Origin of the sequence: Streptomyces vinaceus (assembly GCF_008704935.1) — a bacterium.
Classification (GTDB): domain Bacteria; phylum Actinomycetota; class Actinomycetes; order Streptomycetales; family Streptomycetaceae; genus Streptomyces; species Streptomyces vinaceus.
In genome coordinates this window covers 4,370,034-4,392,704 of the sequence record NZ_CP023692.1, presented here as the reverse complement: position 1 = coordinate 4,392,704, position 22,671 = coordinate 4,370,034, and the positions used below count along the sequence as shown (strand labels likewise).

20 protein-coding genes and 1 tRNA gene are annotated in these 22,671 nt (G+C 72.0%); 12 read left to right on the top strand and 9 right to left on the bottom strand.

What is annotated here, in order from left to right:
• Window positions 1–23: 23 nt before the first annotated feature.
• From CP980_RS19885 to CP980_RS19865, 5 genes are all read left to right on the top strand, one after another.
• Complete coding sequence (locus CP980_RS19885; RefSeq protein WP_132757447.1) at window positions 24–518, top strand: GNAT family N-acetyltransferase; 495 nt, start codon at window positions 24–26, stop codon at window positions 516–518.
• Window positions 519–758: 240 nt separating this feature from the next.
• Window positions 759–1,169 (top strand): SseB family protein, encoded by a 411-nt coding sequence (locus CP980_RS19880; protein ID WP_132757449.1) that lies wholly within the window; start codon window positions 759–761, stop codon window positions 1,167–1,169.
• Complete coding sequence (locus CP980_RS19875) at window positions 1,169–1,732, top strand: hypothetical protein (protein WP_132757451.1); 564 nt, start codon at window positions 1,169–1,171, stop codon at window positions 1,730–1,732. Before CP980_RS19880 ends, CP980_RS19875 begins: the two co-directional genes overlap by 1 nt.
• Window positions 1,732–6,375 carry a putative T7SS-secreted protein gene (locus CP980_RS19870; protein ID WP_150528740.1) on the top strand — a complete coding sequence of 1,548 codons (4,644 nt, stop codon included), beginning with the start codon at window positions 1,732–1,734 and terminating at the stop codon, window positions 6,373–6,375. Before CP980_RS19875 ends, CP980_RS19870 begins: the two co-directional genes overlap by 1 nt.
• The gene (locus CP980_RS19865) at window positions 6,368–7,099 is read left to right on the top strand and encodes a hypothetical protein (protein WP_150528739.1); all 732 of its coding nucleotides are present in this window, start codon (window positions 6,368–6,370) and stop codon (window positions 7,097–7,099) included. Before CP980_RS19870 ends, CP980_RS19865 begins: the two co-directional genes overlap by 8 nt.
• A gap of 157 nt (window positions 7,100–7,256) precedes the next feature.
• Here CP980_RS19865 and CP980_RS19860 read toward each other — a convergent pair.
• From CP980_RS19860 to galU, 7 genes are all read right to left on the bottom strand, one after another.
• Window positions 7,257–7,330 (bottom strand) — tRNA-Ala (locus CP980_RS19860).
• A 76-nt stretch (window positions 7,331–7,406) separates the two neighbouring features.
• On the bottom strand, window positions 7,407–8,444 hold the full coding sequence (sepX, locus tag CP980_RS19855; protein WP_123514069.1) for a divisome protein SepX/GlpR: 1,038 nt from the start codon (window positions 8,442–8,444) through the stop codon (window positions 7,407–7,409).
• A 154-nt stretch (window positions 8,445–8,598) separates the two neighbouring features.
• A complete protein-coding gene (locus tag CP980_RS19850) occupies window positions 8,599–9,189 on the bottom strand; it encodes a GNAT family N-acetyltransferase (protein ID WP_099891683.1) in 591 nt (196 codons plus the stop codon).
• A gap of 17 nt (window positions 9,190–9,206) precedes the next feature.
• A complete protein-coding gene (locus CP980_RS19845; RefSeq protein ID WP_132757926.1) occupies window positions 9,207–9,728 on the bottom strand; it encodes a MogA/MoaB family molybdenum cofactor biosynthesis protein in 522 nt (173 codons plus the stop codon).
• Between the two features lie 95 nt (window positions 9,729–9,823).
• Window positions 9,824–10,303, bottom strand: a complete 480-nt coding sequence (moaC, locus tag CP980_RS19840; protein ID WP_132757456.1) for a cyclic pyranopterin monophosphate synthase MoaC — start codon at window positions 10,301–10,303, stop codon at window positions 9,824–9,826.
• Window positions 10,304–10,375: 72 nt separating this feature from the next.
• Window positions 10,376–11,716 carry a molybdotransferase-like divisome protein Glp gene (glp, locus tag CP980_RS19835; protein WP_189998978.1) on the bottom strand — a complete coding sequence of 447 codons (1,341 nt, stop codon included), beginning with the start codon at window positions 11,714–11,716 and terminating at the stop codon, window positions 10,376–10,378.
• Between the two features lie 4 nt (window positions 11,717–11,720).
• Window positions 11,721–12,623, bottom strand: a complete 903-nt coding sequence (gene galU / locus CP980_RS19830) for a UTP--glucose-1-phosphate uridylyltransferase GalU (RefSeq protein ID WP_030302749.1) — start codon at window positions 12,621–12,623, stop codon at window positions 11,721–11,723.
• 96 nt (window positions 12,624–12,719) lie between these two features.
• Between galU and CP980_RS19825 the strand changes: the two genes are divergently transcribed.
• A complete protein-coding gene (locus CP980_RS19825) occupies window positions 12,720–13,334 on the top strand; it encodes a 5-formyltetrahydrofolate cyclo-ligase (protein ID WP_132757458.1) in 615 nt (204 codons plus the stop codon).
• 23 nt (window positions 13,335–13,357) lie between these two features.
• Here CP980_RS19825 and CP980_RS19820 read toward each other — a convergent pair whose 3' ends face one another.
• Complete coding sequence (locus tag CP980_RS19820; RefSeq protein WP_150528738.1) at window positions 13,358–16,204, bottom strand: penicillin acylase family protein; 2,847 nt, start codon at window positions 16,202–16,204, stop codon at window positions 13,358–13,360.
• Between the two features lie 289 nt (window positions 16,205–16,493).
• Between CP980_RS19820 and CP980_RS19815 the strand changes: the two genes are divergently transcribed.
• The 6 genes from CP980_RS19815 to mscL all read left to right on the top strand — a co-directional run bounded on the left by CP980_RS19815 (window position 16,494) and on the right by mscL (window position 22,441).
• Window positions 16,494–17,951 carry a potassium/proton antiporter gene (locus CP980_RS19815; protein WP_308439402.1) on the top strand — a complete coding sequence of 486 codons (1,458 nt, stop codon included), beginning with the start codon at window positions 16,494–16,496 and terminating at the stop codon, window positions 17,949–17,951.
• 407 nt (window positions 17,952–18,358) lie between these two features.
• Complete coding sequence (locus CP980_RS19810; protein WP_150528737.1) at window positions 18,359–19,690, top strand: MFS transporter; 1,332 nt, start codon at window positions 18,359–18,361, stop codon at window positions 19,688–19,690.
• A gap of 67 nt (window positions 19,691–19,757) precedes the next feature.
• Entirely contained in the window at window positions 19,758–20,048 is a 291-nt protein-coding gene (locus CP980_RS19805; protein ID WP_099891673.1) for an FmdB family zinc ribbon protein, read from the top strand.
• A 77-nt stretch (window positions 20,049–20,125) separates the two neighbouring features.
• Window positions 20,126–20,959 carry an S-methyl-5'-thioadenosine phosphorylase gene (locus tag CP980_RS19800; RefSeq protein ID WP_150528736.1) on the top strand — a complete coding sequence of 278 codons (834 nt, stop codon included), beginning with the start codon at window positions 20,126–20,128 and terminating at the stop codon, window positions 20,957–20,959.
• A 222-nt stretch (window positions 20,960–21,181) separates the two neighbouring features.
• Window positions 21,182–21,760 (top strand): hypothetical protein, encoded by a 579-nt coding sequence (locus CP980_RS19795; protein WP_167535856.1) that lies wholly within the window; start codon window positions 21,182–21,184, stop codon window positions 21,758–21,760.
• A gap of 123 nt (window positions 21,761–21,883) precedes the next feature.
• Window positions 21,884–22,441, top strand: coding sequence for a large conductance mechanosensitive channel protein MscL (gene mscL, locus CP980_RS19790; RefSeq protein WP_132757467.1), 558 nt, complete (start codon window positions 21,884–21,886; stop codon window positions 22,439–22,441).
• Between the two features lie 4 nt (window positions 22,442–22,445).
• Here mscL and CP980_RS19785 read toward each other — a convergent pair whose 3' ends face one another.
• Window positions 22,446–22,655, bottom strand: a complete 210-nt coding sequence (locus tag CP980_RS19785) for a hypothetical protein (RefSeq protein WP_132757468.1) — start codon at window positions 22,653–22,655, stop codon at window positions 22,446–22,448.
• Window positions 22,656–22,671 lie beyond the last annotated feature (16 nt).

The window sequence follows — 22,671 nt, the reverse complement described above, 5'->3', positions numbered from 1 at the left end:
GGACCGTTCCGTACGATGTTCCGATGTCTCACGGGATAGAGCTCCGCGTCGTGCCCTACGACCACCCGGACGCCCTCGAACTCAACGGCCAGGTCCAGATCGAATACCAGGTGCGCTACGGCGGTGAGGGCGATGTCACACCCCTCGACCCGGCGATGTTCGCCCCGCCGAGGGGCCTCTACCTGCTCGCGTACGACTCCTCCGGCACGCCCGTGGCCAGCGGCGGCTGGCGCAGCCAGGAGAAGAACGACGAGGGCTACTCGGACGGCGACGCCGAGCTCAAGCGCATGTACGTGGTCCCCGGGGCCCGCGGCCTGGGCCTGGCCCGCCGCATCCTGGCCGCACTGGAAGCCGACGCCCGCGCGGCGGGCCGCACCCGCATGGTCCTGGAGACGGGAGACCGCCAGCCGGAGGCGATAGCCCTCTACTCCTCCGCGGACTACGCCCCCACGGCGAAGTTCGGCCACTACCGCGAGTACGACTCCAGCCGCTGCATGGCCAAACCGCTCCGGCCGTGACGCGCCGCACGCCGCACCCCGGCGGGTCGGACTCCGGCGGGTCGGACTCCGGCGGGTCCGACTCCGGCGGGTCCGACTCCGGCGGTCGCGGCGGGGCGGTCGAAGACCGTCACGGACCCGTTCCCCGGAGTACGCTCACCGCCCACGCGGGCGGGGAGATCCGGCCGGCGTGAGGAACCGGCCATGCGGCGGGGAACGTGTCTTCCTCAGAGATCGGATCTCACGAAGGGGGTTCACGTCGTGGAACTGGCCGCAGAAATCGCTGCGATCCGCGGAGGAGGGGGTGACCCGGCGCGCCTGGTGGGCGAGTTCCGCCGCGCCGCCCTGTTCGTCCCGCTCGCCGTCGGCGACGACGGATCCCACGACGGCCTGATGTCGGCCGTGTCGGGCGGCATCCGCTGGTTCTACGCCTTCACCGACGAGCAGGCCCTGGCCCGGTTCGCGGTGGCGCGCGCGGACGCCGACCGTTCGTGGGAGTACCTCTCGATCCTCGGCGCCCGTCTCACCGACGCGGTGATCCCGATGGTCGACGGACCGGCCGGAGTGGCCGTCAACGTGGCCGACGAGGACGGCTCGATGTTCTTCCCGCCCGTTTCGGGCATCGTCCCCGACGCGTACGCCGTGGACATCGACCCCGCGGGCGCGGCCTGATGGCGGGCGACGGGGACCTCGAAGTCTCCCCCGCGGCGGTCAAGGCGGTACAGGACGGCCTGCGCTCGGCGATCGCGGAACTGCGCGAGTCGTCGGACGCCGCGGGAGCCTCCCAGGGCGCGGGGTTCAGCGACCTGGCCATGACGGGCATGGAGGCGGGCCACATGGGCCTGTCCAAGGACTTCGAGGACTTCTGCGAACGCTGGGAGTGGGGCGTGCGCAGCCTCGTGCAGAACGCCAGCACCCTCGCGCACTCCCTCGGCATCGCGGCCGGCACCGTCTGGGAGGAGGACCAGTACGTCCAGGGCGCCTTCAAGGTCGCCGTGAACGCCGCGTACGGCAATCCGCACGCCACCGACGAGGAGATCGCGAAGAAGGACTGGGGCGACATCTTCTCGGCCGACGTCTACAAGCCGGACTACAGCGCGGAGTCGTTCGAGAAGGGCGCCGAGGACATCAGGAAGACCTGGTCGGACACGAAGGACAAGGTGACCTCGACCGGGAAGATCGGTTCGCTGAAGGACCTGCTGGACCAAGCCGACGGCAAGGGGGGCAACGGCTGATGGGGCTGGGCGACTTCATACCGGATCCGGTCGAGGACTGGGTCGAGGACCGCGCCGAGGACGTCGGCGACGCGATCGAGTGGACCGGCGACAAACTGGCCGGGGTCGCCGACAAGGTCGGCCTGGACGAGGCCGGCGACTGGATCCGCGACAAGAGCCGCTCGGCCGCCAACCAACTGGGCGCGGACGTCCGCGAGCTGGAGCTCGGGCAGACCGACGACCCGAAGAAGCTGGTCTACGGCAGCGTTTCCAAGATCCGGGCGCAGGTCTCGCACCTGAGCGACTTCGAGCGCTCGTTCACGCTGGTCGGCAAGGGCCTCAAGGGCATCGCGGAGCCCGACGGCCTCAAGGGCAAGACGGCGGAGACCTTCCGGGAGAAGGTGGCCAAGGAGCCGCCGCGCTGGTTCAAGGCGGCGGAGTCCTTCGGGAAGGCCGCAGACGCGATGAACCGCTTCGCGGACACCGTGGAATGGGCGCAGGGCCAGGCCAAGGAGGCACTGGAGGAGTACGAGAAGGCCAAGAAGGCCTCCAACGACGCCCGCACCGCGCACAACAACGCGATCGACGCCTACGAGGACGCGGTCAAGGCGAAGAAGGACCCGCTGCCGCCCAAGCCGACCGGGGACTTCCAGGACCCCGGCAAGGCCCTGGCCACGGCCGCCCAGGACAAGCTCGACAGCGCGCGCAAGCAGCGCAACGACGTCGCGCAGACGGCCGGCGCCGCGGTCCGCGCGGCCCGCGACGCCGCCCCGCCCAAGCCCTCGTACGCCAAGCAGCTCGGCGACGGCCTGGACTACCTGGACCTCGCCCGGACGCACCTCGCGGGCGGCGTCATCAAGGGCACCGCCGACATGGTGGACTTCGCCCGGGCGCTGAACCCGTACGACATCTACAACATCACCCACCCCGCCGAGTACCTGACGAGCCTCAACTCCACGGCCGCGGGCCTGGTCACCGCCGTCAACGATCCGTGGGGCGCGGGCAAGCAGATGCTCGACGAGTTCATGAAGGACCCCTCCGAGGGCATCGGCAAGCTGCTCCCCCAGCTCCTGGCCGACAAGGGCCTGGGCGAACTCGGCGCGGGCGCCAAGGGCGTCCGGGACCTCGAACACCTCGACGACGTCAAGAAGGGCCCGGGCCGCACCGGCCTCGGCGAGCACGGACCGCACCCGGGCGAGCGGCCCGACCTGGAGAAGCCCAGCAAGTACACCGACCCCGTCGACCTCGCCACCGGCCGGATGTACCTGCCGCAGACGGACGTGGTCCTGCCCGGGGCCCTGCCGCTCGTCTTCACGCGCCGCGCGGAATCGGGCTACACGGCGGGCCGCTGGTTCGGGCCGGCCTGGTCGTCCACGGTCGACCAGCACCTGGAGGTCGATGCCGAGGGCGTCGTACTCGTGACGGAGGACGGCCTGGTCGTCGGCTACCCGCACCCGGCGCCCGGCCTCCCGGTCCCGCCGCTGTCCGCGTCCGCCCCGCAGCACCCGCTGGAGCGCACCCCGGACGGCGACTGGACGCTGACCGACCCGGAGACGGGCCACACCCGCCGCTTCACTCCGCCGGCCGACGGCTCCGAGAACGGCATCGCACCGGTCTCGCAGCTGGAGGACCGCAACGGCAACCTGATCACCTTCGAGTACGACGCCCACGGCACCCCCCTGGGCATCTCCCATTCCGGTGGCTATCGCCTGCGCTTCGAGACCGCCGGCGGACGGATCACCGCCCTGCACCTGGGCGGCGGCCCGCGGATCCTCTCGTACGGCTACACCGGCGGGCACCTGACCGAGATCACCAACTCCTCGGGCCTGCCCCTGCGCCTCACCTACGACGACCGCGCGCGCATCACCTCCTGGACCGACACCAACGGCAGCCGGTACGAGTACGCCTACGACGATCGGGACCGCTGTGTCGCCGAGGCCGGGGAGGCGGGCCACTACGCCCTCACCTTCGGCTACGACGAGGCCGACGCGGCGACCGGGCTGCGGGCCACCCGCATGACCACCGCCGACGGCCACACCCGCCGCTACCTCTTCGACGAGCGCTGCCGCCTCGTCGCCGAGACCGACCCGCTCGGTGCGGTCACCCGCCACGGGTACGACGCCCGGGGCCGGCAGACGTCGACCACCGACCCGCTCGGCCACACCACGCACAACAGGTACGACGACCGGGGCCTGCTCGTCTCGGTGGTCCGCCCGGACGGCCGGGAGGCGCGGGCGGAGTACGACGGCCTCGGCCGCCCGGTGAAGGTGATCGCCGCGGACGGCTCCGTGACCCGTCAGACCTTCGACGAGCGCGGCAACCGCACGTCCGTCACCCGGCCCGACGGGTCCCTCACCCGCTTCGCGTACGACGGGCGCGGCCACCTGCGCGCGGTCACGGACCCGCTGGGTGCGGTGACCCTGGTCCGCACCGACCGGGCCGGGCTGCCCGTCGCGGTCACCGACCACCGCGGTGCCACGACCACGTACGAACGCGACGCCTTCGGGCGTACGACCGCGGTCACCGACCCGCTCGGCGCGGTCACGCGCACCGAGTGGTCGGTGGAGGGCAAGCCGCTGCACCGCAGCGGCCCGCACGGCCACCGCTCCTGGACCTATGACGGCGAGGGCAACTGCCTGACCCGTACGGACGCCGGCGGCGCGACGGTGCGCTTCGAGTACGGCCACTTCGACGTCGTCGTGGCCCGCACCGACGCCGACGGCTCGCGCCACGCGTACACCTACGACGCCGGGCTGCGGCTCACCGGGGTGCGCAACCCCCAGGGCCTGACCTGGCAGTACGTGTACGACGCGGCGGGACGGCTGGTCACGGAGACGGACTTCGACGGCCGCTCGCTCGCCTACGCCTACGACGCCGCGGACCGGCTCGTCGGCCGGACCGACGGGCTCGGGCGGACGATCGCCTACGAACGCAACGCGCTGGGCCAGACCGTCCGCAAGGACGCCGCCGGCGAGGTGACGACGTTCGAGTACGACGTCTTCGACCAGCTCGCGCTCGCGGTGCGCGGGGACTGCGTACTGACCCGGCTGCGCGACCGGACGGGCCGCCTGCTGGAGGAGACGGTCGACGGCCGCAGGCTCGTCCACACCTACGACGCCGCGGGCCGCCGCACCGGCCGGACCACGCCGACGGGGGCCGGCTCCGCCTGGTCCTACGACGACTCGGGCCGCCGGGACGCCCTGACGACCTCGGGGCGGCGGATCGGCTTCACCCACGACGCGGCGGGCCGGGAGCTCACCCGCACCTACGCCGACGTGGTCACCCTGACCAGCGGCTGGGACGGGGCGGGCCGGCTGACGGACCAGCTGCTGACGGGCCCCGGCCGCAGCGTCCTGCAGCGCCGCGGGTACACCTACCGGGCCGACGGGGCCCTGACCGCGATCGACGACCTGCTGGCCGGCCCGCGCACCTTCGAGCTCGACCCGCGCGGCCGGGTGACGGGCGTGCGGGCCGAGAACTGGACCGAGCGCTACGCCTACGACGAGGCGGGCAACCAGTCCTCCGCGTCCTGGCCCGGCTCCCACCCCGGCGGCCAGGACGCCGCCGGCCCCCGCGCGTACGAGGGCACCCGGCTGATCACCGCGGGCCGGGTCCGCCAGGAGTACGACGCCCTGGGTCGCGTCGTGATGCGCCGCAAGTCACGCCTCTCCCGCAAGCCCGACACCTGGCGGTACGAGTGGGACGCCGAGGACCGCATCACCGCCGTGACCACCCCCGACGGCACGCGCTGGAGGTACTCCTACGACGCGCTGGGCCGGCGCACGGCCAAGGAGCGGATGACGGCCGACGGCCTGGAGGTGGCCGAGCGCACGGTCTTCACCTGGGACGGGAACGTGCTGTGCGAGCAGGTCACCACCACGGCGGACGGCTCCCACGAGGTCGCCGTGACCTGGGACCACCGGGGCCTGCACCCGCTGGCGCAGACGGAGCGGATCCTGACGGCGGCCCAGGAGGTGGTCGACGAACGGTTCTACGCCATCGTGACCGACCTGGTGGGCGCGCCCACCGAGCTGGTCGACGAAGAGGGCGGCCTGGCCTGGCGCAGCCGGTCGACGCTGTGGGGGTCCACGGCCTGGAGCCGGGACGCCACCGCCTACACCCCGCTGCGTTTCCCCGGCCAGTACTTCGACCCCGAGTCGGGGCTGCACCACAACTACTTCCGCACCTACGACCCCGAGACCGCCCGCTACCTGAGCCCCGACCCGCTGGGCCTGGCGGCGGCGCAGAACCCGTCGGCGTACGTCTCGAACCCGCACCGCTGGTGCGACCCGTTCGGGCTGGCCCCGTACTCGGACAGCACCCGGACGGCGCAGGGCGTCGACCACCAGCTCAACGAGGCGGAGAGCGGAAAGGCGAACCACTACCTGTCGGGCATCGGGGGCGACGAGGCGAAGCTGGAGAAGTACCTGCAGGGCCAGCTGCGCGCACCGGCCAACTACGTGGACGACGCGTCGGGGGCCCGGATCATCATCGACCGCAGCCTGCGGGACGGGAGCGGCAACCCGGTGGTGATCATCCGCCAGGACCATATGATCCACGCCTACCACGTGGAGGAGAAGGACATCTCGAACTACATCACCCCGCGAGACGGCAAGGATGCGGCGAAGTGGCGAACCCCGAATGCGGACGAGGTCAATGAGTAGCGAGAACCCCACCGGGGCGCGGCAGTGGCCGGGCTACCGCTCGAAGCCGTCCCACGATCCCGGCCAGAGCCTGGTCTTCCCCGGCCCGGTCCCCGCGGAGCTGCGGGCCCTCGGGCAGGAGGTCCGGGCGGCCGACTGGCCGGTGCGGCTGGCCTTCCGCGCCTCCCGGATGGCCCTGCTGGACGCGCTGTGCCGCTGGCAGACGCTGCGCGCGCTGGCCTACGTACACGCGCTGGCCGCGGGGACCGCGGACGCCCGGCTGCTGGAGGACCTGCGGGTGGTCCCGGGAGCGGAGACGGCCGCCGACCCGGCGCTGTCCGAGGTGCCGGGACGGCTGGAGCGGTACGCCCTGGCCCTGCCGCCGGACCTCGTGGACGCGGTCGTCCGCGAGGCCGGGGGGCTGCTCGCGGACAACCGGTTCACCGCGTCCGTACTGGCCGCCGGCCTCTCCGCGGATTCCCGCCCGGCCGACACGGACGAGGCGGTCTCCCGCGCGGTGGTGCTCACCAGCTACTGGTACGAGACCCCGGAGCAGCGCGGCGCCCTCGCCCTGGCGTGGAGCGCGAACCTGTTCGTCCGGTCCTGGCTGTGGTGGTCGGCGAGCTTCACCTACGGCGATCCGGCGGGCGGCATCGGCATCACGGCGGACCCGCGCCCGGCCCGCCCGGCGGCGGCCGCGCTGCCCGCCTGGGCGGTCGCTCTGCTGGAGCGGGCGTCGGGCTGATCAAACCACCCCCGAACAGCCCCCGTTCGGGCCCCACCCGGGACCACCCCGGTACCCGCCCCCGGTGACCGGCCCTCAAACGCCGAGATCCCGCCCGGTCTTTCGACCGGACGGGATCTCGGGACGTTTCCGAGAGCTACTCGGAAACTGTCGTTTGTGGACCTGTGGGGATTTGAACCCCAGACCCCCTCGATGCGAACGAGGTGCGCTACCAGACTGCGCCACAGGCCCTTGCGACGTGTGAAACATTAGCATCCCCGCGCTGGTGCTCCAAAACCGATACCGGGGAGCGTCCGCGCAGGTCCGGTCACTCGTTCGCGGCGCGGGGGCGGTCGTCGCTCTCGTACTGGTCGAACAGCGGCGTACGGCCGCGGCCCTGGCCGCGTCCGCGGGCGTTCGGGAGCGGCTTCTGCTCCGGCTTCGCGTCCTGCTTCGGCTCGGGCTTCGGGGCCGGCGCGGGCTGCGCGCGCAGCCGCGGGTCCGTCGGCTCGGCCGTGCTGGAGCGGGTCGCGCTCCACGCGTCCGGGGTCGCGGGGCCCGTGGCGCGCGGGGCGACCGGGGCCGTCACGTACGTCGGCAGCGGGACCGGCACCGGCTCCCAGCTGTCACCGCGGGCGGGGCCGCGCTCGCGCTCGCGCTGCTGGTCCACCCACTCGGCGTGGTCCGTCTGCTCGACCAGCGCGCGCCGTCCGGCCTCCTGCGGGGAGACCGGTGGAGCGGGGTCCGGTTCGGATCCCGCGGGCGCCTCGGGCTCGCGGCGGCGCGGACGGTTCTCGCGCAGCTGCCGGGCGGCGGCCTCGGCGCGCCGCCGGTCCATCGTGAACTCGTAGCGGCGCCGCTCCTGGACCCGCAGGTGCACGATGTACGCGCTCAGCAGCAGGGCCGGTACGGCGGGCGCCCAGAGGTAGCCGAGACCGCCGACCGCGGCGACGACCGCGCCGAGCGTGAAGATCAGGAAGAGGAGCGCGGTGGTGCGCCGGCGGCGCGCGAGCACCTGGAGGCGCTGCTCGCGCCGGTGCCGCTCCGCCACGGCCGACCTCGGCTCCGCCCTGGTCGGGGGTACGGCGACGGCCCGGGCGTCGGCGTCCACGGAATTCACCGTTTCCGTCGCGGCGTCCGGGTCCGCGCGGTACTCGGGACCGGCCTCCTGGTCGCCGCGTTCACGCAGCCCCTTGGCGTAACGGCGCTCCATTCCCGCCCGGCCGGAAAGCAGCCGAATGGCAGTGGAGAAGCGTTCCGTCGGACGGGCTTCGTTCAGCTCGTCCTGCCTCCGGAGCCACATGGGCACCAAGTAGGCGGCCCAGGCCCCGACAATGACTGCGTAGATGAGGCCGCTGCTGCTCACACCTCACACCGTAGAGGGGCGCGGCCGGGCGGATCCGCCAATTGGGCCGGTGTGTCGCGCGAACCGGCTGATATCACGGACTTTTTTTGTGATTCTTCGGATCAGGTTATGGGCGAATCGGCTCCATCCCCCGATAATTCGAACACCTATTCGTTTATGCGCGGGCCCGGTGCCAGCGGCGCAGCAGCCCCTCCGGGACCTCCTCGGCCGTCAGCGCGTACACGAGGTGGTCGCGCCAGGCGCCGTCGATGTGGAGGTAGCGCGGCCGCAGCCCCTCCTCGCGGAAGCCCAGCTTCTCCACGACCCGCCGGCTCGGCCCGTTCTCCGGGCGGATGCAGACCTCGATCCGGTGCAGCCCGACCTTGCCGAAGCAGTGGTCCACCGCCATCGCCACGGCCGTCGGCATCACGCCCCGGCCCGCCACCTCGCGGTCCACCCAGTAGCCCACGTGGCCCGCGCACATCGACCCCCAGGTGATCCCGGCGACCGTGAGCTGGCCGACGAGGCGTCCCCGGTACTCGATGACGAAGGGCAGCATCCGCCCCGCGTTCGCCTCGGCCCGCAGATGGCGGACCATCTGGCGGTACGTCGGCCGCTGGATCACCGGCCCCCAGGGCGCGGGCGGCGGGATCGTCGCCTCCCACGGCCGGAGCCAGTCGCGGTTGCGCCGGTTGACCTCGCGCCAGGCACTCTGGTCCCGCAGTTTTATCGGCCGGAGCGTGACGTCGCCGTCGGTGAGCACCACCGGCCAGGTGGGTCCGTTCAGCTCGTGCTCCCGTGGGGCTCCGCGGGTCTGGGGTGGTCGCCGCCCCGGATCTGGTCCACCGCGTGCGGCAGGATCCGGGCCAGGACGGCCAGGCCGTCGCGCACCCCGCCCGGCGAGCCCGGCAGGTTCACGATCAGCGTGTGCCCGGCCACGCCCGCCAGCCCCCGGGACAGGGCCGCGGTCGCCACCTTGGCCAGGCCCTCGGCGCGGATGGCCTGCGGGATGCCCGGGACCTCGTAGTCCAGCACCCGCGCCGTGGCGTCCGGGGTGCGGTCGGTCGGCGAGATGCCGGTGCCGCCGGTCGTCAGGATGACGTCGTACCCGGCGGCCACGCCCTCGCGCAGCGCCTGCTCGACCGGGTCCCCGTCGGGGACGACCCGCGGGCCGTCCACCGCGAAGCCGAGCTTCTCCAGCCCCTCGGCCAGCAACGGCCCGCCCCGGTCGGCGTACACGCCCGCCGAGGCGCGGTTCGAGGCGGTGACCACGAGTCCGCGCAGGGCGCGCTCGGGCTCGCGCACCTCGCCCGCCGCGTCGGGCTCGGCCGACCGGGCCGGTCCGCTCCCGCCCGCCGGTACGGGCACGTGGCTGAAGGCGTCGCCGCCGCGCGGGGCGTTCACGCGCGCGTCCAGTCGCCGGACTTGCCGCCGGTCTTCTCCTCCACCCGGACGTCCGTGATGACGGCGCCCTTGTCGACGGCCTTGACCATGTCGATCACGGTGAGCCCGGCGACCGCGACGGCCGTCAGCGCCTCCATCTCGACGCCCGTGCGGTCGGTCGTCTTGACGGTGGCGAGGATCTCGACGGCGTCGTCGGCGACCGACAGGTCGACCTTCACGCCGGAGACGGCCAGCGGGTGGCAGAGCGGGATCAGGTCGGGGGTCTTCTTCGCGCCCATGATCCCGGCGATCCGCGCGGTGGCGAGGGCGTCGCCCTTGGGCACGCCCTCGCCGCGCAGCAGCTCGACCACCCGCGCGGAGACGAGCACGCGCCCGCTGGCCCGTGCCGTCCGCGTCGTGACGTCCTTCTCCGAGACGTCCACCATCCGGGCCGCGCCGGCCTCGTCGATGTGCGTCAGCCTGCTGTGCGTGGTCATAGGTTCGTGCCGCTCCCGCTCCGGGCCCCGAGGGCCTGTGTGGTGCAACACGCTACCCGCACCGGCCGTACTTCAGCCGAGCAGGACCACTTCGAGCTCGGCCCCCGGCTCCACCGAGGTGACGTCCTCCGGTACGACCATCAGGGAGTCGGCGTGGGCCAGCGCCGCGATCAGGTGGGAGCCCGATCCGCCGACCGGGCTGACCGTGCCCGTCTCGGCGTCGTACTTGCCGCGCAGGAACTGGCGGCGCCCGGCCGGGGAGCCCAGCGCCTTGTCGGCCTCCAGCACGGCCCGCACGCTGGGCCGGCTGACGTCCGGCAGGCCCATGAGCGCGCGGATCGCGGGCCGCACGAACAGTTCGAAGGAGACGTACGAGGACACCGGGTTCCCGGGCAGGGCCAGCAGGGGGGTGTGGTCCGGGCCGATGGTGCCGAAGCCCTGCGGTTTGCCGGGCTGCATCGCCAGCTTGCGGAAGTCCACCCGCCCGCCGTCGGCCTCGTCGTCCGCCGTGCCCACCGAGGTCAGCGCCTCCTTGACCACGTCGTACGCCCCGACGCTCACGCCGCCCGTGGTGACCAGCAGGTCGGCCCGGATCAGCTGGTCCTCGATGGTCGAGCGCAGGGTCTCGGCGTCGTCGGCCACGGCCCCGACCCGGTAGGAGATCGCCCCGGCGTCGCGCGCGGCCGCGGCCAGCGCGAAGCTGTTCGAATCGTAGATCGTCCCCGCGGCCAGCGACTCGCCCGGCTGGACCAGCTCGCTGCCGGTGGACAGGACGACCACGCGCGGGCGAGGCCGCACCCGTACGGTGCCCCGCCCGATGGCGGCGAGCAGCGCGATCTGCGGCGGGCCGAGGACCGTGCCCGCGGCGAGCGCGAGGTCCCCGGCCTGGACGTCGCTGCCGCGCGCGCGGACATGGGCCCGCGCCTCGGCGGCCCGGTGCACCCGCACCTCGCCGGCCGCGCCCTCGGGGGCCGCGCTGGCCGGGGTCATTCCGGCGGCCGCGCCGCCGCCCGTACCGCCGTCGGTCCACTCGACCGGTACGACGGCTTCCGCGCCGGGGGGCAGCGGTGCGCCGGTCATGATGCGGGCGGCCTGGCCGGGGCCGACGGTGGGCAGCGCGCCGCTGCCCGCCGCCACGTCCCCGATCACCGTCAGCACCGCGGGGAACTCCTCGCTCGCGCCCTGGACATCGGCCGTGCGGACGGCGTACCCGTCCATGGAGCTGTTGTCGAAGGGCGGGAGCGCGACGGGCACGGTGACGTCCTCGACCAGGACACAGCCCTGGGCGTCGAGCAGCTGGAGCTCGATGGGCTCCAGCGGCCGGATCGCGGCGAGGACGTCAGCGAGGTGCTCGTCGACCGACCACAGGCGCTGTGCGCCCTGGCCGGTGTCCTGCGGTGCGCGGCTGCTCAAGGTGCTACATCTCCTCCGTGACGTAACGGTGAAGCCAGGTGCGGAACTCCGGGCCCAGGTCCTCTCGCTCGCACGCGAGGCGGACGATGGCCCTCAGGTAGTCCCCGCGGTCCCCGGTGTCGTAGCGGCGGCCCCGGAAGACCACGCCGTGCACCGGGCCGCCCACGGTCTCGTCGGCGGCCAGCTTCTGCAGGCCGTCGGTGAGCTGGATCTCCCCGCCGCGGCCCGGCTCGGTCTCCCGCAGTATGTCGAAGATCGCGGGGTTGAGGACGTACCGTCCGATGACCGCGTAATTGCTGGGCGCGTCCGCCGGGTCGGGCTTCTCGACGAGGCCGGTGATCCGGACGACGTCCTCCTCGTCCGTGGCCTCGACGGCGGCGCAGCCGTAGAGGTGGACGTTGGCGGGGTCGACCTCCATGAGGGCGATGACCGTGCCGCCGGTGCGGGCGTGGACGTCGGTCATCTGGCGCAGCAGCGGGTCGCGCGGGTCGATCAGGTCGTCGCCGAGGAGGACGGCGAAGGGCTCGTCGCCGACGTGCGGCTCGGCGCACAGGACGGCGTGGCCGAGGCCGCGCGGGTCACCCTGGCGGACGTAGTGCATGGTGGCCAGGTCGCTGGACTCCTGGACCTTCTTCAGGCGGTCGTCGTCACCCTTGGCGATGAGGGCCGACTCCAGCTCGTAGTTGCGGTCGAAGTGGTCTTCGAGGGCTCGCTTGTTACGTCCTGTGATCATGAGTACGTCGTCGAGGCCGGCCGAAACCGCCTCCTCGACCACGTACTGGATGGCCGGCTTGTCCACGACCGGGAGCATTTCCTTGGGCGTCGCCTTCGTCGCCGGAAGGAAGCGGGTACCGAGACCTGCGGCCGGGATCACGGCCTTCTTGATCACAGGGTGCAACTGAGTCATGGGCAGAACGATAGTGGGTCACGCGGACCGCTCCGGGCTTGATTCCGGTAAATAGATCCGACATTGGCCCGATTTGAAAGGAATTCAGAGTCAGCTGTGGTAGAGAAACCGCCGAACCCGTCCGAAAAGGCCCGGCTGCGCCGGGAGCTCCTCGCCGCGCGCCGGGCCCTGTCCGCCGATTCCCTGCGTACGTCGGCCCGCGCGCTCTCCCGCTCCGCCTGTGAACTGCCCGAGCTGGCCGGGGCGCGGACGGTGGCGGCGTACGTCTCCGTCGGCTCCGAACCCGGCACCCGCGATCTGCTGGACGCCCTGCTCGCCGCCGGGAAGCGCGTGCTGCTGCCCGTACTGCTCCCCGACAACGACCTCGACTGGGCGGCCTACGAGGGCCCGGACAGTCTGGCCGAGGCCGCGCACCCCGGGAAGATGCGGCTGCTGGAGCCGGCCGGGACCCGGCTCGGGCCGGACGCGGTCACCGGGGCCGACGCCGTCCTGCTGCCCGGACTGGCCGTGGACCGGCGCGGGATGCGCCTGGGGCGCGGCGGGGGCTCGTACGACCGGGTGCTGGCGCGCCTGGCGCGCGCCGGGGCGCATCCCGCGCTGGTCGTGCTCCTCTACGACGAAGAGGTGGTCGCGCGGGTCCCGGAGGAACCGCACGACCACCCCGTTCAGGCAGTGGCCACCCCGTCGGGGGTGGTCAGGTTCACGGCCTGAGGGCCGTCACCGCGGGAGGGCCTTCACGGCTTGAGCGTCAAGGTCTCCGTGGTGGCCTTGTCCACGGCCTCCTTGCCGAAGGCCCAGTCCAGCAGCTCGCCCTTGGCCCACATGTCCGTCTGGTCGTAGTAGTTGTCGTGGTAGGCGTGGCCCGAGGCGCCGGTCAGGTTGATCCAGCGCGACTTGTCCAGGTCGTTGAGGTTCACGACCATGCGCATCGACGGGACCCAGGTGACCCCGTACCCGCTGGAGGCGTTCCAGCCGGTCGCGTTCACGGTGGCCTCGCCGCCGCCCAGGTTCCACGGGCCGCGGTTGAGGAGGTACTGCATGAAGCCCGGGCCCGCGGTGCCGATGGTCTGGTTCTTCAGCGTCAGCTGGTGCAGGCGGCCCCAGCTCCAGGTGGACTGGTCCTTGCCCAGCTTGGCGGTCAGCTCCCAGCGGGCGTCCTTCATGGCCCGCGCGAACAGCTGGTCGCGCGTCGCGGTCGCCGGCTGGTTGCGGGCGGCCGGCGTCTGCCACCAGGCCGACTTCTCGTCCTTGACCAGGCGGCGGACCACCTCGAACCAGCGGTCGCCGCCGTCCGGCTGCGCCGAGTCCGCGTCGCGCGCACCGCACTCGCGGACCGTCTTGGCCAGGTCGTCGACCGGACCGCTGCTCTCCTCCTGGACGTTCATGCAGCTGCCCTCGATCCGCAGCTCCTTCGGCATCTTGTCGCCGAAGGACAGCTTGAGGATGTTGCGCCAGACCGCGTTGAAGTACGCGGCGGCCGCCGAATCGGGCTCCTGCGTGTAGTTCCAGCCCTCCAGGAGCTTCTGCGCCGAGCGCACGTCCGGGTCCGAGACCTCGATCTTGGCCAGCATCGGCGTCAGCAGGGCGGCGATCTCGCTGCTGTTGTCCATCTGCATGGTGCGCATGTCGTCGGTGGAGATCTTGCCGTTGTCCTTGATCTTCGCCTCGATGAGGTCGTTGATCCGCTGGCTGCGGGCGCCGTAGCCCCAGTCCGTGGTCAGGACGTACGGGTACTTGCCCGCGCCGGTCCCGCTCTCCACGACCGCCTGGTTCGCGGTGACGATGTAGCCGCGCGCCGGGTTGTAGTCGTACGGCATCTCGTCCTGCGGGACGTAGCCGGTGCTGCCGTCCTTGCCGCCCTTCCAGGCGTACTTGGAATCCCAGCCCGGGGCCGGCATGCGGCCGTCGCCGGCGCCGCGGACCGGGATGCGGCCCGGGGCCTGGTAGCCGATGTTGCCCTTGGTGTCGGCGTAGATCAGGTTCTGCGACGGCACCTCGAAGTCACGGGCGGCGGCGCGGAAGCCCGCGAAGTCCTTGGCCCGGTCGATGCCGAAGACCGCGTCCATCGACTTGCCGGGGTCCAGGGCGGTCCAGCGCAGGGCGACGGCGTAGCCGTTGCCGCGGTCGGGGGCCGAGCTGGAGACGGGGGCGCGGCTGCCGACCGTACCGAGCTCGTCGCTGCGGTCGGAGATCAGCGGGCCGTTGTTGGTGGTGCGGACGGTGATCTTCTTGCTCTTGCCGCCCGCGATCTTGATGACCTCTTCGCGGGTCGTGAAGGGGACCACCTTGTTGTCGTAGACGTAGCCCTCGGGCTTGACCTGCTCCAGGTAGAGGTCGGTGACGTCGGCGCCGAGGTTGGTCATGCCCCAGGCGATGTCGGCGTTGTGGCCGATGACCACGCCGGGCATGCCCGAGAAGGTGTAGCCGGCGACGTCGTACTTGCACTGGTTGGAGACCGTGCGGCAGTGCAGGCCCATCTGGTACCAGACCGAGGGCAGCTGCGGGGACAGGTGCGGGTCGTTGGCGAGCAGCGGCTTGCCGGTGGTCGTGTACTGGCCGGAGACGACCCAGGAGTTCGAGCCGATGCCGCTGCCGTTGGGGCCGAGGATCGCCGGGACCTTGTCCAGGGTCTTGGCGAGGGAGGTCAGCGAGGTGCGCAGGCCCACGATGGCGCCCTGGGCGGTGGTGTCGTCCGCGAGGCCGGTCGGCGTGGAGGACGAGCCGCCCGCCGGGGCCTGGGAACCGCCCGCCGACACCTGCGAGCCGGTGGTGCTGCCGCCGGAGCCCTTGCCGGAGCCGGGGGAGCCCGCGGCCGCGCCCTGGGGCGCGTACTTGCCGCCCTCGATCTTGCCCGCGTCGACGATCGGCTTGTTCCGGTCGAAGGGGTAGGGCGGGTACAGCTCGTCGATCTGCGCCTGCGTGAGCTTGTTGGACATCAGCGCGCGATCGATCTCGTCCTGCATGTTGCCGCGCAGGTCCCAGGCCATCGCCTTGAGCCAGGCCACCGAGTCCACCGGCGTCCACTGCTCGGGCCGGTAGTCGTCGCTGAGCTTGAGGGCGGCGTGCTCGACGGAGAGGTCCTTGCCGGACTTCCCCTTGAGGTACGCGTTGACCCCGTCGGCGTAGGCCTGGAGGTACTTCTTCGTCTCGGCCGACAGCTTCGTGTCGTACTCGGCCTGCGCGACCTGGCGCCAGCCGAGCGTGCGCAGGAAGGCGTCGGTCTCGACCTGGTCGGCGCCGAACATCTCGGAGAGGCGGCCCGAGGTCATGTGGCGGCGGACGTCCATCTCCCAGAAGCGGTCCTGGGCGTGGACGAAGCCCTGCGCGCGGAAGAGGTCGTCGTCGTTGTCGGCGTAGAGCTGGGGAATGCCGTGGGAGTCCCGCTTGACCTCGACGGTCCCGGTCAGGCCGGGGACCTTGAGGGTGCCGGTGGCCTGCGGGAACGAGGCGCGGACGTTGTCCATGCCCCAGTACGTCCCGTACCCGAAGCCCGACAGGAGCGCCAGGACCAGCACGAGCACGATCAGACGGGCGCGTCGTCCCCTCTTCTTGACGGGAGGAGCGGTTTCGTTGGCGGGCATCGCTGTCCTTAGAGGGGCAGGGTGGTCCTGGGAGTGCTGGGAGCAACCATAGGCGCAGCACCGGGTGCGTTGATCCGCCAGGGGTCGAGGTGACGAGGACAGGGCCGAACAGGCGTTTCACAATGTGGGTATCGCGTAAAGGGCGCGTCAAATATTAGGTAAGGTAACGAAGTACCTGCCGATCTTGCCGGACTTGTCGCCTGGAGGAACGTTCCGCCGGGCGACTTGAGGAAAGGGCCGCCCGCTGACCGTCCACACGCTCAATGAGCTCCTGCTGGTCTGCTCGCTCGTGCTGCTCGTCGCCGTCGCGGCGGTACGCATCTCTTCACGCAGCGGCCTCCCCAGCCTGCTCATCTACCTCGGCATAGGCATAGCGATAGGCCAGGACGGCATAGGCAACGTCGTTTTCGACAATGCCGAGCTGACCCAGGTCATCGGCTATGCCGCGCTCGTCGTGATCCTCGCCGAGGGCGGTCTGGGCACCAAGTGGAAACAGATCAGACCGGCCCTTCCGGCCGCGATCGTCCTGTCGCTGGTCGGCGTCGCGATCAGCGTCGGCGTCACGGCCGCGGGCGCGCACTACCTGGTCGGACTGGAGTGGCGGCAGGCCCTGCTGATCGGCGCGGTCGTCTCCTCGACCGATGCCGCGGCCGTCTTCTCCGTACTGCGCAAGGTTCCGCTGCCCTCCCGGATCACGGGTGTGCTGGAGGCGGAGTCGGGCTTCAACGACGCTCCGGTCGTCATCCTGGTCGTCGCCTTCGCGACCGTGGGCCCGGTGGACCAGTGGTACGTCCTGCTCGGCAAGATCGCCCTTGAGCTGCTGATCGGCGTCGCGATCGGCCTGTCGGTGGGCTTCCTGGGGGCGTACGGCCTGCGGCACGTGGCCCTGCCCGCCTCCGGCCTCTACCCGATCGCCGTGATGGCGATCGCGGTGTCGGCGTACGCGGCCGGCGCCATGGCGCACGGCTCCGGCTTCCTCGCCGTCTACCTGGCCGCGATGGTGCTCGGCAACGCGAAGCTGCCGCACTGGCCGGCGACCCGGGGGTTCGCGGACGGGCTCGGCTGGATCGCCCAGATCGGCATGTTCGTCCTGCTGGGGCTCCTGGTCACCCCGCACGAGCTGGTGAACGACTTCTGGCCCGCCGTGGTCATCGGCCTGGTGCTGACGATGGTGGCGCGCCCGCTGGAGGTCTTCCTCAGCCTGCTGCCCTTCCGTATCCCCTGGCAGGAGCAGGCCCTGATGTCGTGGGCGGGGCTGCGCGGCGCCGTACCCATCATCTTGGCGACCATCCCGATGGTGACCGGGATCGAGGGCAGCGACCGCGTCTTCAACATCGTCTTCGTGCTCGTCGTCGTCTACACCCTGGTCCAGGGGCCGACCCTGCCCTGGCTCGCGCGCAAGCTGGAGCTCGGCGACTCCGACGCGGGCGCGGCCGACCTGGGGATCGAGTCGGCGCCGCTGGAGAAGCTGCGCGGGCACCTGCTGTCCTTCGCCATCCCGGCCGCCTCGCGGATGCACGGCGTCGAGGTGAGCGAGCTGCGGCTGCCGCCGGGAGCCTCGGTGACGCTGGTGGTCCGGGACGCGAAGAGCTTCGTACCGCTGCCGTCGACCGTGCTGCGGCGCGGGGACGAGCTGCTGGTGGTGGCCACGGATCCGGTACGGGACGCGGCGGAGGCCCGGCTGCGGGCGGTGGCGCGGGGCGGCAAGCTGGCCGGATGGCTCGGGACGGGCTCGAACGGGGGCTGAGCGGGGGCCGAGGGCCCCGGATCTGACATCAACAGAGCGTTAGAGTGCCGTTCTAATTCTGTGTTTTCGGGGTGTGGGGGCGGTTTCACCCCGTTTTCATGGGCTCCGGAATGCGAACTTCCAGTTAATCGCAGGTGAAGACACCGCATGTCGCCGGAATCACAGGACACATACCTGGTCTGCCTGTACGATAAAGGCACACCACATCGAACCAACTCTGCCTGACGCAGAGCTGGCGCGACCGCAAAGCGGCCGTGGCTCCCTCCCGCAGTGGGCGCCCAGGTATCACTCGGTTCTGCGCAAGAGGACAGCTCTCGGGGCTCCCACATGTACGGGTGCGGTCGCTCACGAGGCGGCACACCGTCCGCAGACGGGGACGCTCTACCAGGCAGCGGAAAGGCCAGGCCGTGACATCCGCGGTCACGACCGACAAGTCCGCCCGCCCCGGTTACGGGCAGCTCCTGCGCACGCCCGGCGCCATCGGCTTCGTTCTCCCGGGATTCGCCGCCCGGCTCCCCTTCGGCATGCTGACCATCAGCATCCTGCTGCTCGTCCAGCACACCAGCGGTTCCTACGGCAGCGCCGGCATCGTCGCCGCCGTCACCGGCGTCTCGATGGCGCTGTCCGCCCCGGTGATGGGCAAGTTCACCGACCGCCGCGGCCAGAGCGCCGTCCTGGTCCCCGTCGTCCTCATGCACGCCACCGCCGTCTCCACCCTCGTGGCGCTCGCACTGCTGGGCGCTCCCGTCTGGGCGCTGGCCCTGGCGGCCGTCCCCGCCGGCGCCTCCGTCCCGCAGGTCGGGCCGATGGTCCGGGCCCGCTGGGCCGCCAAGCTGGAGGGTTCCCCGCTACTGCCGACGGCCGCCGCGTTCGAGTCCGTCACCGACGAGTTCACCTTCGTCGTCGGCCCGGTGCTGGCCACCGCGCTGTGCACCGGCGTCCACCCGGCCGCCGGTCTGATCACCGAGGCCGCGCTGACGCTGGCCGGCGGTCTGGTCTTCGCCGCCCAGCGCGCCACCCAGCCCAAGGCGCACGCCGCCCCGGCCGGCGGCGAGAAGCACGCCTCCGCGCTGTCCTTCCCGGGCCTGCGCGTCCTGATCGTGGCCTTCCTCGGCATCGGCGCCGTCTTCGGCGGCATGCAGGTGTCCCTGGCCGCCTTCTCCAACGAGATCGGCAACCCGGGCGCCAACGGCCTGCTCTACGGCGTCTTCGCGGCCGGCAACATGACCGCGGGCATCGCCTGCGGCGCCATCGCCTGGAAGATCGGCCCGCGCCGCCGGCTGCTGCTCGGCTACGCCGGCCTCACCGTGGCCGCCTCGGTCCTGTGGACCGCGCACTCGATGATCCTGCTGGGCGCGCTCGGCCTGGTCGTCGGCCTGTGCATCGCCCCGGCCCTGATCACCGGCTACACGATGATCGAGTCCCTGATCCCGGCGAACGCCCGCACCGAGGCCTTCACCTGGCTCACCGGCGCCGTCGCCTTCGGCCAGGCCACCGCCGTGACCCTGGCCGGCCGCCTGACGGACGCGCACGGGTCCTCGTACGGCTTCCTGGTGCCCATGGCGGGCACCGTGCTGGCGCTCGCGACCCTGCTCGCGCTGCGCTCCAGCCTGGCCCCGAAGGCGCCGAGCCGGATCATCAACTCCTCGGCGGGAACCCCCGCCGCCGCTCCGGAGGTCCCTGCCGCGCGGGGGAACGAGCGTGGTGTCGGTCACCGCGTGCCGGTGACGGTGGACTGATCGGCCGGAATACGTCACCATGGAACGTCGTTAGCACTCATCGAGTCAGAGTGCCAGGAGGAAATTCGTGCCGACCTACCAGTACCAGTGCACCGAGTGCGGTGAGGGCCTTGAGGCCGTGCAGAAGTTCACCGATGACGCACTGACCGAGTGCCCGAACTGCCAGGGACGCCTGAAGAAGGTGTTCTCCGCGGTCGGCATCGTCTTCAAGGGATCCGGTTTCTACCGGAACGACAGCCGTGGCGCCTCGTCGAGCAGCACCCCTGCCTCCTCGAAGCCGTCGACGCCTGCCGCCGCCCCGGCCGCTTCGACGACCTCGTCGTCGAGCACGAGCAGCAGCTCCACGTCGGCCGCCTGATCTCCGTCTCCGATACGTAAGGCCCCGCAGCCCTTCCGGTCAGCGGGGCCTCACGCATGCCCGGTTAGGGTGGCGGCATGGCTAACGCAGAGATCGGTGTCATCGGCGGCTCGGGCTTCTACTCCTTCCTGGACGACGTCTCCGAGGTCGAGGTGGACACCCCGTACGGGCCCCCGAGCGACTCCCTCTTCCTCGGTGAGCTGGCCGGGCGCCAGGTCGCCTTCCTCCCCCGGCACGGCCGCGGCCACAAGGTCCCGCCCCACAAGATCAACTACCGGGCCAACCTGTGGGCGCTGCGCTCGGTGGGCGTGCGCCAGGTGCTCGGCCCGTGCGCGGTCGGCGGCCTGCGCGCCGAGTACGGCCCGGGCACGCTGCTCGTCCCCGACCAGCTGGTGGACCGTACGAAGTCCCGCGCCCAGACCTTCTTCGACGGGGAGCCCCTGCCCGACGGGACCGTCCCGAACGTCGTGCACACCACCTTCGCCGACCCGTACTGCCCGGTGGGCCGCTCGGTGGCGCTGGCGGCGGCGCGCGGCCGGGAGTGGGAGCCGGTGGACGGCGGCACGATGGTCGTCATCGAGGGGCCCCGCTTCTCGACGCGCGCCGAGTCGAAGTGGCACGCGGCGATGGGCTGGTCGGTCGTCGGCATGACGGGCCACCCGGAGGCGGTCCTCGCCCGCGAGCTGGGGCTCTGCTACACGTCGATGGCCCTGGTCACGGACCTGGACGCGGGCGCGGAGACGGGTGAGGGCGTGTCCCACACGGAGGTCCTGAAGGTGTTCGGCGAGAACGTGGACCGCCTGCGCGAGGTCCTCTTCGACGCGGTCTCGGCCCTCCCCGCGACCGAGTCCCGCGACTGCCTGTGCACCCACGCCCACGACGGCTGGGACCTCGGCATCGAACTCCCGTAGGGCCGGGAGGGGCGGCGGCGGGACGATCGGCGCCCTCGGCTTCGCGGGGCGCCGAGCGAGGGCGGCCGACCGGCGGGTGGTCCACTCGTGTGGGTGATGGGGTTGTCCACAGGCTGAGGATTGTCCACAGGGGCGAGCGGGGTTTCGCGGGGCGGCGGATCGTGAGGGGTGTCCGGGCGCAGGGTCCGGGCGTCGGAACTCGATTCGCCGGTGGTGGCCGCCATGTCCAAGTCCTCGTTCCTCCCCGCCTCTTCTGCCTCTTCTGCTCCTTCCGCCTCTTCTGCTCCTTCTGCTCCTTCTGCCTCCTCCGCCTCTTCTACGTGTCCCCCCGCGCGCCCCGTGCCCTCCTTTCCCCCGCTTCGCGTGGGCCGGGGCGGGGACCGGCTGCGCCGGGCCGTACGGCGTCGGCGGCGGGCCGCTTCGGCCGGTCTGGCCGTACTGGCGGCCGCGCTGGCGGTGGTGGGCGGGACGGAGGCGGCCCAGGCTTCGCGGGGCGCGGGCGCGCCGCCCGAGGTGAAGCCCCCTCCGGCGGCGATGCGGTGGGTATCGGCGCCGGTGCGCATCGCGGATGCGGCGACGGTGCGGCTGCTGCGGCCCGGCGACCGGGTGGACGTGGTCGCGGCGGAGCGCGCCGGGCCGCCCCGGGTGGTGGCCGCCGGCGCCCGCGTGGCCGAGGTACCGGATCCGGAGAAGGGTGTGGGGGACGCCGGGGCGCTGGTCGTCCTGTCGGTGCCCCGGGACACCGCGAGGGCCCTCGTCGGGGCGGGCGCCGTGGCACGGCTGGCGGTGACACTGTGCTGAATCGGACTCGCGTGCAGTCAAGTCACCGCAAGACGGGCACCGATTGGACACGCCGGGCCCGGACTGCCGTAGCTTTCGGAACCGTTGGCTCCATGTTCGGCGGATTCGAAGAGAGGCTCAGTGATGAGCGAGAAGAAGCAGGAGAGCGTCCTGGCAGGCTTCAAGGCCTTCCTGATGCGTGGCAACGTGGTCGACCTGGCGGTGGCGGTCGTCATCGGCGCCGCGTTCACGAACATCGTGAACTCGGTCGTGAAGGGGATCATCAGCCCGCTGGTCGGCGCCGTGGGGACGAAGAGCCTGGACGGCTACACGTCCTGCCTGAAGGGTCCCTGCGGCATCGACGCGAAGGGGGATGCCATCGGTGTGAACATCCTCTGGGGTTCGGTGCTGAACGCCGCGCTGACCTTCCTGATCACCGCCGCGGTCGTCTACTTCCTGATGGTGCTGCCGATGGCGAAGTACCTGGCCAAGGTGGAGCAGCGCCGCCGGGCCAAGGAGGGCGTCCAGGAGACCATGGAGATCACCGAGCTGGTGGTCCTCAAGGAGATCCGCGACGAGCTGGTCGCCCAGCGCGCCCACCAGAACGGTCAGTACGGACAGGTCGGCCAGGGCAACCAAGGCGGCCAGGCCGGGTACGGGAACCAGGGCGGCCACAGCGGCCACGCCGGCCCGGGCTACTGACAGGTCAGACGTGGTGCGGCGGCTTCTCGTCGAGGAAGCGGGCCAGGTCGGCCGCGCTCCCGGCGGAGGCCGGCCGCTCGCCCCACCCGCGGTCGGTGTCGTCGGAGGACTGCTGGTCCAGCGGGTCGTCGAAGACGAGCCGGGGCTTGGCCCGCGGTGCGGGCGCGGCCTCGGGCCGGGACTGCGGGGGCTGCGGGTCGGAAGCGGTGCTCATGGCTCCAGAGTACGGC

Bases quoted from the DNA above. Each gene is read 5' to 3' on its own strand.
- CP980_RS19885 (WP_132757447.1), top strand. From the start codon at position 24: ATGTCTCACGGGATAGAGCTCCGCGTCGTGCCCTACGACCACCCGGAC.
- CP980_RS19875 (WP_132757451.1), top strand. From the start codon at position 1,169: ATGGCGGGCGACGGGGACCTCGAAGTCTCCCCCGCGGCGGTCAAGGCG.
- CP980_RS19870 (WP_150528740.1), top strand. From the start codon at position 1,732: ATGGGGCTGGGCGACTTCATACCGGATCCGGTCGAGGACTGGGTCGAG.
- CP980_RS19865 (WP_150528739.1), top strand. From the start codon at position 6,368: ATGAGTAGCGAGAACCCCACCGGGGCGCGGCAGTGGCCGGGCTACCGC.
- moaC (WP_132757456.1), bottom strand. From the start codon at position 10,303: ATGACCACGCACAGCAGGCTGACGCACATCGACGAGGCCGGCGCGGCC.
- galU (WP_030302749.1), bottom strand. From the start codon at position 12,623: ATGACTCAGTTGCACCCTGTGATCAAGAAGGCCGTGATCCCGGCCGCA.
- CP980_RS19820 (WP_150528738.1), bottom strand. From the start codon at position 16,204: ATGCCCGCCAACGAAACCGCTCCTCCCGTCAAGAAGAGGGGACGACGC.
- CP980_RS19800 (WP_150528736.1), top strand. From the start codon at position 20,126: ATGGCTAACGCAGAGATCGGTGTCATCGGCGGCTCGGGCTTCTACTCC.
- CP980_RS19795 (WP_167535856.1), top strand. From the start codon at position 21,182: ATGTCCAAGTCCTCGTTCCTCCCCGCCTCTTCTGCCTCTTCTGCTCCT.
- mscL (WP_132757467.1), top strand. From the start codon at position 21,884: ATGAGCGAGAAGAAGCAGGAGAGCGTCCTGGCAGGCTTCAAGGCCTTC.
- CP980_RS19785 (WP_132757468.1), bottom strand. From the start codon at position 22,655: ATGAGCACCGCTTCCGACCCGCAGCCCCCGCAGTCCCGGCCCGAGGCC.